The 10,810-nt window shown below is 71.9% G+C and carries 9 protein-coding genes; 2 read left to right on the top strand and 7 right to left on the bottom strand.

Features of this window, described 5'->3' with window-relative positions:
* Window positions 1–4: 4 nt before the first annotated feature.
* From G4D87_RS25245 to fabI, 7 genes are all read right to left on the bottom strand, one after another.
* Window positions 5–1,072, bottom strand: coding sequence for a chemotaxis protein CheB (locus G4D87_RS25245; protein ID WP_163784774.1), 1,068 nt, complete (start codon window positions 1,070–1,072; stop codon window positions 5–7).
* Window positions 1,069–3,219, bottom strand: a complete 2,151-nt coding sequence (locus G4D87_RS25240) for a hybrid sensor histidine kinase/response regulator (RefSeq protein WP_163784773.1) — start codon at window positions 3,217–3,219, stop codon at window positions 1,069–1,071. The genes G4D87_RS25245 and G4D87_RS25240 overlap by 4 nt, the downstream gene beginning before the upstream one ends.
* Window positions 3,209–3,757, bottom strand: a complete 549-nt coding sequence (locus tag G4D87_RS25235) for a chemotaxis protein CheW (RefSeq protein ID WP_163784772.1) — start codon at window positions 3,755–3,757, stop codon at window positions 3,209–3,211. The genes G4D87_RS25240 and G4D87_RS25235 overlap by 11 nt, the downstream gene beginning before the upstream one ends.
* Complete coding sequence (locus G4D87_RS25230) at window positions 3,754–4,995, bottom strand: CheR family methyltransferase (protein ID WP_163784771.1); 1,242 nt, start codon at window positions 4,993–4,995, stop codon at window positions 3,754–3,756. Before G4D87_RS25230 ends, G4D87_RS25235 begins: the two co-directional genes overlap by 4 nt.
* Window positions 4,992–5,858, bottom strand: a complete 867-nt coding sequence (locus G4D87_RS25225; protein WP_163784770.1) for a response regulator — start codon at window positions 5,856–5,858, stop codon at window positions 4,992–4,994. Before G4D87_RS25225 ends, G4D87_RS25230 begins: the two co-directional genes overlap by 4 nt.
* A 5-nt stretch (window positions 5,859–5,863) precedes the next feature.
* Window positions 5,864–6,250, bottom strand: a complete 387-nt coding sequence (locus G4D87_RS25220; protein ID WP_163784769.1) for a response regulator — start codon at window positions 6,248–6,250, stop codon at window positions 5,864–5,866.
* A 183-nt stretch (window positions 6,251–6,433) separates the two neighbouring features.
* Window positions 6,434–7,252, bottom strand: a complete 819-nt coding sequence (fabI, locus tag G4D87_RS25215; RefSeq protein WP_163784775.1) for an enoyl-ACP reductase FabI — start codon at window positions 7,250–7,252, stop codon at window positions 6,434–6,436.
* A 209-nt stretch (window positions 7,253–7,461) separates the two neighbouring features.
* On the opposite strand from fabI, the gene G4D87_RS25210 reads away from it, so the two are divergent.
* Both G4D87_RS25210 and G4D87_RS25205 read left to right on the top strand, forming a co-directional pair.
* Window positions 7,462–10,353 carry a 2-oxoglutarate dehydrogenase E1 component gene (locus tag G4D87_RS25210; protein ID WP_163784768.1) on the top strand — a complete coding sequence of 964 codons (2,892 nt, stop codon included), beginning with the start codon at window positions 7,462–7,464 and terminating at the stop codon, window positions 10,351–10,353.
* A partial coding sequence (locus tag G4D87_RS25205) for a biotin/lipoyl-containing protein (RefSeq protein WP_205507714.1) occupies window positions 10,343–10,810 on the top strand: 468 nt, incomplete at its 3' end. The genes G4D87_RS25210 and G4D87_RS25205, both read left to right, overlap by 11 nt.

The following is a 10,810-nucleotide window of genomic DNA, read 5'->3' as shown; positions in this document are numbered from 1 at the left end:
GGGCTCACCGGGTGGGCCCTCCCTCGGGGCGTCCGCCCCGGAAGGGGGCGAAGGTACAACTCTGGAGGATGAGCTCCGGCAGCGAGGCCAGGGGCACGCCCTGGTCGGTGGCCTTCACATCCAGCGCGGCGCGCGGCATGCCGAAGACGACCGACGACGCCTCGTCCTGGGAGAAGGTGACGCCGCCCGCCCTGCGGATGGCCAGGAGACCCCGCGCGCCGTCCTCGCCCATGCCGGTGAGCACCACCCCGCCGCTGCGCCGGCCAAAGGCGGAGGCCAGCGACGTCAGCATCACATCCCCGCTGGGGCACGGTCCGCCCCGGCTGGGCCGCAGGCGCGCCAGCCCCGACTCGTCCACCAGCAAGTCGTTGCCGTCCAGCGGGAAGTACACGCGGCCCGGCTCCAGCCGCTCGCCGTCCTTGGCGATGGCCACCGGCAGCGGCGTCACCTGGGACAGCCAGCGCACCATGCCCTGGGTGAAGCCCACGGTGATGTGCTGGGCGATGAGCAGCGGCACCGGCAGCGAGCGCGGCAGCTTGGACAGCACGTCCGCCAGCGCGGGCGGCCCGCCCGTGGAGGCCACCACGCCGAAGATGTCCACCCGCGCGCCGGTGGGCGGCGGCGGCGCGGTGGCCGCGCGCGGCCGGCGGGAGATGACGGGCACCTCCGCCATCAGGCACACCGAGTGCGCCAGCTCCTTGCCCCAGCGGCGCAGCTCCTCCGCGTTCGTCACGTTGGGCTTGCCGATGAGCTCCAGCGCGCCGGCGCTCATCGCCTGGAAGCCCAGGTCCACGCCGCGCTGCTCCGCCACCGCGCTCACCACGAGGATGCGCGCGGGGGACTGGGACATGATGGCGGCGATGGCCCCCGGTCCATCCAGGCCGGGCAGCAGCAGGTCCATGGTGATGACATCAGGCCGCAAGAGGCGCGCCAGCTGCACGGCGCGGTTGCCGTCTCCCGCGCGGCCCACGACTTCGATGCGCGGCTCCTCCGTGAGGAGGGCCGTCAGCATGTTCGCCATGGTGGGCGAGTCGTCCACCACGAGGACCCGGATGGGCCGCTTGTCGCTCACGCGCGACTCCCCCGGCGGCTCATGACGTCCAGCACCTCCGCCAGCAGCCGGCCCGCGGCGCACTCGCGCTTGCTGAGGTAGCCGTCCGCGCCCGCCTTCAGGCCCCGCTCGCGCGCCACCGCGCTGTCATGCGCGGAGACGAGGATGACGGGCAGCGACGCCGTCTCCGGGCGCTCCCGCAGCTTCGCGATGAGCTGGATGCCGTCCATCTCCTCCATGTCCAGGTCGCAGATGACGACGTCGTAGGTGTCCGACTGGAGCCGGTCCAGGCCCCGGGCCCCGCTGGCCGCCAGGTGCACCGTGAAGCCGCCGGCCTCCAGCATGGCCCGGTGCAGCGCCCGCGCGGTCAGCGAGTCGTCCACCACCAGCGCCCGCCGCTGCGCCGACACCTGCGCCTGCACCGTCTCCGTCACCAGCCAGTCCGGACGGCAGATGAGCAGCAGCTCGCCGCGGCTGAGCGTGGCCGCGCCCTGCCAGGCCGGCACGTCGCGAACCTCCGACGGCAGCGGGCGGATGACCAGGTCCCGGTCCCCCACCACCGCGTCCACCACCAGCGCCACGCGCTTGCCGCCGCTCTGGACAATCAGCAGCGGCTGCCCTTCGGCCGGCGGCGCCAGGGCGCGCAGGCCCAGCCGCGCCCCCAGGTCCACCACCGACAACAGCTGCCCCTGGTACTCCAGGTGTGCCCGGCGCTTGCCCAGGCGCAGCGACTCCGCGCGCGCCAGCTGCGTGGCCTCCACCGCCAGCATCGGCAGGCCCACCAGCTGCTCCAGCACGCGCACCACCAGCACCGGGGAGCTGCCCAGGTCCGTGGGCAGCGTCAGCATGAAGCGCGTGCCCTGTCCCGGCGTGCTCGCCACCTCGATGCGGCCCTGCAGCCCCTCCACCGACGCGCGCACCGCGTCCAGGCCCACGCCGCGGCCGGACGTGTCCGTCACGTCCGTGCGGGTGCTGAAGCCGGGCCGGAAGATGAGGTCTCTCAGCTGGTTTTCGTTGAGGCGCGCCGTCTCCTCCGGCGTGACGACGCCGCGCTGCTCGGCCAGGCGGCGCACCACCTCCACGTCGATGCCGGCGCCGTCGTCGGACGCCTCCAGGTAGAGCAGGTTGCCCTGCTGCTCCACGCGCAGGGTGAGCGCGCCCTCGTGGTGCTTGCCCGCGCGCTCGCGGTCCGCCGGCAGCTCCAGCCCGTGGTCCACGGCGTTGCGCAGCAGGTGCACCAGCGCGCCCTGCAGCTTCTCCAGCAGGCGCCGGTCCAGCGACACCTCCGCGCCCACCACCGACAGCCGCGCCTCCTTGCCCAGCTGGCGGGACAGGTCGCGCACCATGCGCTGGAGCGGGTCCAGGATGGTGCGCACCGGGCGCGTGGTGATGGCCTTGAGGCCGTCCTCCAGCGCGTCGACGATGTCACTGGTCTCCTCGCCGTCGGTGCGCAGCGAGCGCGCGGTGCCGGACAGCGCCGTGCGCGCCTCCGCCGTCTCCGCCAGCAGCCCCTCCTTCGCGAGCAGCACGGCCACCCGCTCCAGCTCGCGGCCCCGCTCCTCCACGCGCAGGCGCACCTCGCGCAGGCGCTCCACCTCGCGCATCAGCGACGTCACCTGCCACGACGACACCCGCCAGCCCGCGTCCGCGGACTCCGGCAGCGCGTCCGGCACGGACACGGACTCCGAGGGCGCGGCCGGAGTCGGCGCGGCGACGGCGGCCTCCTCCCCGGAGGCGGCGACCATGGCCGCGGCCTCGTCGGGCGGCGGCGCGTCCGCCACCAGCTGCGCCAGGGCGGCGGCCGGGTCCGGCAGCGCGTCCCCCCGCCCATCCGCGTGGGCCTGCGCGCGCAGCAGGAAGAGGTCCAGGCCGTGGAGCAGGATGTCCACCACCGACCGCGGCATCTTCTGGGCGTTGGCCTTCAGCGGGGCGAGCGCGTCCTCCAGCTTGTGGGCGATGTCGCTCAGGTCCTGCATGCCCAGCGAGGCGGCGCTCCCCTTCAGGGTGTGCAGGTGACGGCCCAGCCGGATGTAGAGCCGGGTGAGGGCGTCCGTCTCCAGGCCCTCGCGCTCCAGCTCCAGCAGGTCCATGGTGACCTTCTGGACCACTTCCTGGGCCTCGACGGCGAAGCCCGCGACGAGCCCCTGCAGCATCGGATCAACGGGCATGACGGGCTCCCGTGCCGCGCGTGGCGGAGAACAGTCGCTTCAGGTCGATGAGGTGGATGAGCTGCCGGTCCTGCGTGAAGACCTCCATCACCGCCCCCTCCGCGCGCGCCCGCGCGGCCTCCACCGCGCTCATGGGCAGCGTGGTGGGCCGGGGGATGGCCTCGCAGTCCAGCGCGCACAGCTCGCCGTCTCCGCGGTCCACCACCAGCAGCACCGCCGGGTCCTGCCGCCAGCCGTGGCCGCCCAGCAGCGACGCCAGGCTGAGCGCGGCCAGCACCTGGCCCTGGAAGCGCAGCACCCCGACGACGTGCGGCGCCGACAGCGGCACCGGCGACACCATCTTCAGGGGCAGCGCGGCGCGCAGCGACTCCAGGGAGAGCGCGTAGCGCTCCTCACCGAGGGGAAACTCGGCAATCCAGTGGACCGCCTCCTCGACGGTGTTCTCGCCCTGCTCTCGCAGGCGGGACGCGCGCCGCTCCAGCAGCTCGCGCGCCTCGGCCTCCTGGGACTCTTCCAACGTCCGCGGAGTGACCTTCATTCGAGCGCCCCCTGGTTGAGGTAGGCGTCAGCGGACGCCTGGTAGAAACGCGCGGGCAGGGCCTCTGGCCCCTCCACGAGGTGGTCGGGTGGAAGCCGCTCGGCGCGCGAGCGCAGGGCGCGCATCAGCGGCACCGCGCCTTCCCGCGCCCCGGAGCGCTCCCGCAGCAGGGCCAGCTCCAGCAGCCCCGGCAGATAGTCCGGCGCCTGGCGGACCAGGGCCTCCAGCACGGAGGACGCGCCCGCCTCGTCGCCTTCCTCGATGCGCTCCAGCGCGTTCAGGTGCAGCCGCGTGGGCGGCGGCGGAGGCGCCACGGGCACCTCGCGCGCCGGCGCGGGCATCCGCGGCGCCGCCGGACGACGGGACGGCGCCGCCACCGGATGGGCGCGGGCGGCGGCGCGCGACGCGGCGACTTCGCGGGCGCTCAGCTCCTCCGGCGTGAGGAGGCGGAAGGCCTGCAGCTCCGGCGGCCCCTCGCGGACCATGCCCGCGGGGACGCGGTCCACCTCCACGGCGCCCAGGAACAACCAGCCGCCGGGGTTGAGCGTGCGAGACAGGAGGGAGATGGCCGCGTCACGCGCGGCGGGAGTGAAGTAGGTCAGCACGTTGCGGCAGAGGATGAAGTCGAAGCGGCCGAAGCGCTCGGGCAGCGGCGCCAGCAGGTTCGCCTGGGCGAAGGTGGTGATGCGGCGGACGGGGGGAAGGATGGTGACCTCGCGCTCGCCCGTCTCCGAGTAGAGCGGGAAGAGGCGCGGCGCGGACTCGCGGCGGGACCACGTCCCGTAGGTGGCGCGGCGCGCCGCCTCCAGGCTGGCCTCGTGGATGTCCGTGCCCAGCACCTCCACCGGGAAGCCGTGCGGCAGCGACGCCTGGAGACACGCGGCCAGCGAATACGCCTCCTCGCCGGACGCGCAGCCCGCGCTCCAGCCCCGCAGGGCCAAGGCGCCGCGATGGAGCGCCGCGGGCACGGCCGCGTGGGAGATGAAGCGGAAGTGCTCCGGGTGGCGGAAGAAGTACGTCTCCCCCACCAGGACGGCCTTCACCAGCGCGGTGCCCAGGTGGGAGACGGGGTGGAGCAGCTCGCCCAGCAGGTCGGGCGCGGTGCGCCCGCGGGTCAGCTCCGCGCGAACCACGCGCTCCACCGCCTCGGAGGCGATGGCGTCATTGCGAAAGCCAGTGATGCTGGCCACCACCTCCCGCGCGCGGGCCAGCAGCCGCGGGTCGAGCGCTCCGCTCATGCGTTCCGCCCGGCCTCCGCGGCCTCGAGCATCGCGGGCAGCTCCCGCAGGAGCCCCCGCGCGATGAATACCCGCGGATCCAGGATGGGCAGCGAGCGCCCTCCCGACCGCAGCATGCCGATGAGCCCATCGCGCAGCGGACCATGGTCGGCGCCGCCCACGCGCTCGCGCCGGTCGATGTCCGCCGCCGCGTACTCCTCGGGGTCCTTCACCGCGTCCACGGCGAGCGCCAGCGACAGGCCCTCCGCCTCGATGACGACGAGCATGCGCTCCACGCGCGTCAGCTTGTGCTCCACGCCCAGCCGGCGCGCCACGTCCAGCACGCACAGCGCCGCGCCCCGCACCTCCACGTATTCGCGCAGGTACGTCGGCCCGGTGGGCAGCGGCCGGGTCGCCGGATGCAGCAGCACCTCCCGCACCGCGTCCAGCGGAATGGCGAACTCCAGCTCGCCCACCGCCACGCGCAGCACCAGCAGCGAGCCCGTGCGCGCCCGCTGCCGCGCGCTGGTCATGGCCTCGCCCACCGTCTGCAGCAGCTCATCCGCGCGGAACGGCTTGGCCAGGAAGGCCTCCGCGCCCAGCCCCAGGCACGCCTCCGCGCGGGACTTCTCCGAGGAGATGATGATGACGGGGATGTCGGCCGTGGCCGGATCCGCCTTCATCCGCTGGAGGACCTCGTCGCCGTCCATCTCCGGCATGGACAAGTCGAGCAGCACCGCCACCGGACGCAGGCGCCCCACCTTCTCCAGGGCCTCGCGGCCGTTGCTGGCGGTGTGGATGGTGTAGTGGCCGGAGAGGATGGCCCGCTCCAGCGCGAGAATCGCATCGCTGTCGTCGACGAGCAGCAGGGACGGCAGGCTCACGGCGGTCAGGCCTTCGCGAGGAACTGGCGGACCGTTTCCGTCAGCTCGTGGTGGGACACCGGCTTCTGGATGAAGGCGTTGGCGCCGGCCTCAGTGCCACGCTGACGCAGGTCCACGTTCTTCTCCGCCGTCAGCAGCAGGATGGGCACCGAGCGCACCTGCGGCATCGCGCTGGCGCGCACCTCCTTGACGAAGGTGATGCCGTCCATCCCCGGCATGTTGATGTCCGCGATGACGAGGCTCACCGGCACCAGCCGGAGAATCTGCAGCCCCCGGGTCGCATCGTCGGCTTCGAGCGTCGAGACCTTGAGGTTCATCAGGTAGATCTTGACGATGTTGCGAACCGTCGGGCTGTCGTCCACCAGCAAGACGTTGGTGCTGTGGGTGCTCACTGTGCGGCGGCTCCTGCGCAGGCCCCGCGACGCGCGGAGAGTCCTGCGAAACGTTCACGACTCTACCGTGAGGGCGCTCACGTGAGAACAGGGGGCGGTCCGGCCCGACATCCATCCGGGCAGGCAGGTGTCGGATGACCTCAGGGCGCCCCCCTGGGTCCAGATGCTCCCGGGGGAAAGGGCCTACTCGCCGGCCGACTTGGGCGGGAGCTCGTCCGCGTCCGGCGTCGCCGGGGGGGCGCCAATGGCGTGGTAGCCACCGTCCACGTGGATCATTTCACCGGTGGTGGAGGGCAGCCAATCCGACAACAGGGCACATGCGGTGCGGGCCACCAGGTCGTGGCTGTCCTTGGCGCTCCAGCCCAGGGGGGCCTGCTGGCTCCAGCCACGCTCCAGGGCCTTGAAGCCCGGAATTCCCTTGGCGGCGATGGTGGCCAGCGGCCCGGCGGCCAGCGCGTTGACGCGGATGCCCTTGGGGCCCAGATCGCGCGCCAGGTAACGCACCGTGGACTCCAGCGCCGCCTTGCACACCCCCATCCAGTCGTAGATGGGCCAGGCGACGCGGTTGTCGAAGTCCAGCGTGACGATGGAACCGCCCTGCGTCATCAGCGGCAGGCACGCCACCGACAGCTCCTTCAGCGAGAAGGTGGAGACGCGGAACGCCGTCTGCACGCTCTCCCACGGGGTGTTGAGGAAGTTGCCACCCAAAGCATCCTCGGGCGCGTAGGCGATGGAGTGCAACACGCCGTCCACCCGGTCCCAGCGCTGGCGCAGGGCGTCCGTGAGCGCGGGGAAGTGGGCGGAGTTGGTGACGTCCAGCTCCAGCACCTCCAGCCCCGGCTTGAGGCGCCTGGCGCTCCGCTCGGTGAGGGACCTGGCCCGGCCGAAGCCGGTGAGGAGGACCTCGGCGCCCTGGGCCAGCGCGTGCTCGGTGATGCCGTAGGCGAGGGACTGAGGCGTGAGCACTCCGGTGATGAGCAGCTTCTTGCCTTGGAGCAGCATGGAGACGGCCTCGTTGCGGAAGGGGAAGACAGGAAACGCGTTCTCTACCATTCCTTCTGGATGGAACGGTTGAAGTTGCGCTCACCCGGGGCATGAATCCACCTGCTCCACGGCAAGGGGTGCCGCTTATCGGCCAGCGGGCGGGCGCTACAAAAGTTGCTGCGAAAACCCCCCAACGGGGCGCCCATCCAGTAAAAGACGACACCGCCATGGCGAATTTCCAGGACACGTTCCTTTCCGGCGCCAACATCGACTTCATCGAGGGCCTCTACGCCCGTTATCTGGAGGACCCCGCCAGCGTGGATGCGAGCTGGCGGGAGGTCTTCGACCGCAGCAACGGCGCCGGCCGACCCATCTTCAGCACCCGGCTGCTGGAGCCGGTACCGGCCCCCACGGCGGCCAAGGGTGGCGGCAAGGGCGCCGCGGCCAAGGCCCAGCCCGCGGCGGCGCCGCAGGCCGCCCCGGTGGCCGCGCCCGGACAGACCGCCCAGGACATCTCGCTGCAGGCGCGCGTGGACCACGTCATCTTCGCCTTCCGCCTGCGCGGCCACCTGCGCGCGAAGCTGGATCCGCTGGGCCGCCCGCGCCCGGCGCTGGAGCACGTGGCGGACGTGGCCCTGGTGGATGACAGCCACTTCACCGACGCCGAGTCCGAGCAGCTCGTGGAGACCAACGGCGTGTTCGGCGAGCAGCGCGTGCGCCTGGCGGACCTGCTGGCGCGCCTGCGCCGCACGTACACGGACACCATCGGCGTCGAGTACATGCACATGCTCGACAGCCAGCGCCGCCGCTGGCTGATGCACCGGATGGAGTTCAGCGAGAACCGCACCGACCTCTCCCCGGACGAGTGCCGGCACATCCTCACCAAGCTGTCCTACGCGGAGGGCTTCGAGCACTTCCTCCACACCAAGTACGTGGGCGCCAAGCGCTTCAGCCTGGACGGCGGCGAGGCGCTCATCCCCATGCTGGACGCGCTGGGCGAAGTGGCCACCGGCCTGGGCCTGAGGGAAATCGTCATCGGCATGGCCCACCGCGGCCGCCTCAACGTGCTGACGAACATCCTGGGCAAGCAGCCGGATCAGATCTTCAGCGAGTTCGACGGGCCCCGCAACCCGCAGGCCTACCTGGGCCGCGGCGACGTGAAGTACCACATGGGCTTCTCGTCGGACCACACCACGCGCCAGGGCCGCAAGCTGCACCTGTCGCTGGCCTTCAACCCCAGCCACCTGGAGGCGGTGGACCCGGTGGTGGAGGGCCGCGTGCGCGCCAAGCAGGACCGCGCCGGCGACACCGAGCGCACCAGCGTGATGCCGCTGCTCATCCACGGCGACGCGGCCTTCATCGGCCAGGGCGTGGTGCCGGAGACGCTCAACCTGTCCGGCCTCAAGGGCTACACCACGGGCGGCACGGTCCACGTCGTCATCAACAACCAGGTCGGCTTCACCACCGACCCGCATGACTCGCGCTCGTCCCTCTACTCCACCGCCATCGCGCAGATGCTGGACATCCCCATCTTCCACGTGAACGGGGATGATCCGGAGGCCTGCGTCCACATCGCGAAGCTGGTGGCCGAGTACCGCCAGACGTTCAAGACGGACGTCGTCATCGACCTGGTCTGCTACCGCCGCTACGGCCACAACGAGGGTGACGAGCCCGCCTTCACGCAGCCGGCGATGTACGACATCATCCGCAAGCACCCGACGGTGCGCACGCTCTACGCGGCGAAGCTGGCGGCGCAGGGCAAGATTCCGGCCGAGGCGTCCGAGGCCATCAAGCAGCAGTGCCAGCAGGACTTCGACGCGGCGCTCACCCGCGCGCGCCAGGAGAGCCAGTTCAAGGAGCCCAGCGCGCTGGAGGGCCTGTGGAAGCCCTACCAGGGCGGCTCGCTGAAGAGCGCGGCGGACGTGTCCACCGCGGTGGACAAGCAGGTGCTGTGCGATGCGCTGCGCAAGCTGTCCACGCTGCCGGAGGGCTTCAACGTCCACCGCGACGTGGAGCGCACCGTCATCAAGAAGCGCCTGGGCATGCTGGACAGCGGCGAGCTGCAGTGGAGCGAGGGCGAGTCGCTGGCCTACGCCACGCTGCTCTCCGAGGGCTACAACATCCGCATCACCGGCCAGGACAGCGAGCGCGGCACCTTCAGCCACCGCCACGCGGTGGTGCACGACGTGAAGACGGGCGAGAAGTTCGTCCCGCTGCGCCAGTTCGTCAGCGGCAAGGGGAAGAACGGCTTCCACGTCTACAACAGCCCGCTGTCGGAGATGGGCGTGCTCGGCTTCGAGTACGGCTACAGCCTGGACGTGCCGGACGGCCTGACGGCCTGGGAAGCGCAGTTCGGCGACTTCGGCAACGGCGCGCAGATCATCATCGACCAGTTCATCGCCGCCGGTGAGAGCAAGTGGCGCCGCCTCAGCGGCCTCACCCTGCTGTTGCCGCACGGCTACGAAGGCCAGGGCCCGGAGCACTCCAGCGCGCGCCTGGAGCGCTTCCTGGACCTGTGCGCCGAGGACAACATCCAGGTCTGCTACCCCACCACGCCCGCGCAGATCTTCCACCTGCTGCGCCGCCAGGTGCTGCGCCCGGTGCGCAAGCCGCTGGTCATCATGTCGCCCAAGAGCCTGCTGCGCCGGCCGGAGGCCACCAGCAAGGTGGACGAGCTGGCCACGGGCACCTTCCAGGAAGTCATCCTGGACCGGGTGGAGCCGGCGGGCGTGACGCGGCTGCTCCTGTGCAGCGGCAAGGTGTACTACGACCTGGTGAAGGCGCGGGACGAGCGCAAGGACGACAGCATCGCCATCGTCCGGCTGGAGCAGCTCTACCCGTTCGCCGCGGACGTGCTGGCGGGGCTCATCGCGAAGATGCCGAAGCTGGCCGAGCTGCTGTGGGTGCAGGAAGAGCCGCGCAACGCCGGCGCGTGGCACTTCATGTTCCCCCGCCTGCACGACCTGGCCTCCGCGCAGTCGAAGCAGCAGGTGAAGATCGGCTACATCGGTCGCGCCGAAGCCGCCAGCCCCGCCACGGGCTTCCCCAAGACACACGAATACGAGCAGCAGCTCATCATCGAGGAAGCCATCCTCCGAGGGACCAAGCATGGCCGTTGAAATCAAGGTGCCCCCCCTGGGCGAATCCATCACCGAAGCCGTCGTCGGCAAGTGGAACAAGAAGCAAGGTGAGGCCGTCAGCGCCGACGAGCCGCTCGTCGTCCTGGAGACCGACAAGGTCACCATCGACGTGCCGGCCCCGTCCGCGGGCTCGCTGTCCAGCATCGCCTTCCAGGAGGGCGACAAGGTCCGCGTGGGCGAGGTGCTGGGCCTCATCGAGGCGGGCGCCGGCGCTCCCGCCGCGAAGCCCGCCGCCGCGGCTCCGGCCGCCGCGCCCGCTCCCGCCGCCGCGGAGGCGCCCGCCGCGTCCGACGCGCGCGCCACACCCACCGCGCGCAAGGTGGCCGAGGAGAACCGGGTGGACCTCTCCCAGGTGAAGGGCAGCGGCGCGGGTGGCCGCGTGCACAAGGACGACGTGCTGGGTCAGCTCAACCGCCCGGCCGCGCCCGCCCAGGCC

The sequence above is a fragment of the Myxococcus vastator genome, from assembly GCF_010894475.1.
In the GTDB taxonomy this organism is placed as follows: Bacteria; Myxococcota; Myxococcia; order Myxococcales; family Myxococcaceae; genus Myxococcus; species Myxococcus vastator.
The sequence above is the reverse complement of the archived record's forward strand: the minus strand, read 5'-3'. Positions and strand labels throughout refer to the sequence as shown.

Coding starts and splice junctions, on each gene's coding strand:
- G4D87_RS25230 (WP_163784771.1), bottom strand. CDS start 4,995: ATGAGCGGAGCGCTCGACCCGCGGCTGCTGGCCCGCGCGCGGGAGGTG.
- G4D87_RS25240 (WP_163784773.1), bottom strand. CDS start 3,219: ATGCCCGTTGATCCGATGCTGCAGGGGCTCGTCGCGGGCTTCGCCGTC.
- fabI (WP_163784775.1), bottom strand. CDS start 7,252: ATGCTGCTCCAAGGCAAGAAGCTGCTCATCACCGGAGTGCTCACGCCT.
- G4D87_RS25210 (WP_163784768.1), top strand. CDS start 7,462: ATGGCGAATTTCCAGGACACGTTCCTTTCCGGCGCCAACATCGACTTC.
- G4D87_RS25235 (WP_163784772.1), bottom strand. CDS start 3,757: ATGAAGGTCACTCCGCGGACGTTGGAAGAGTCCCAGGAGGCCGAGGCG.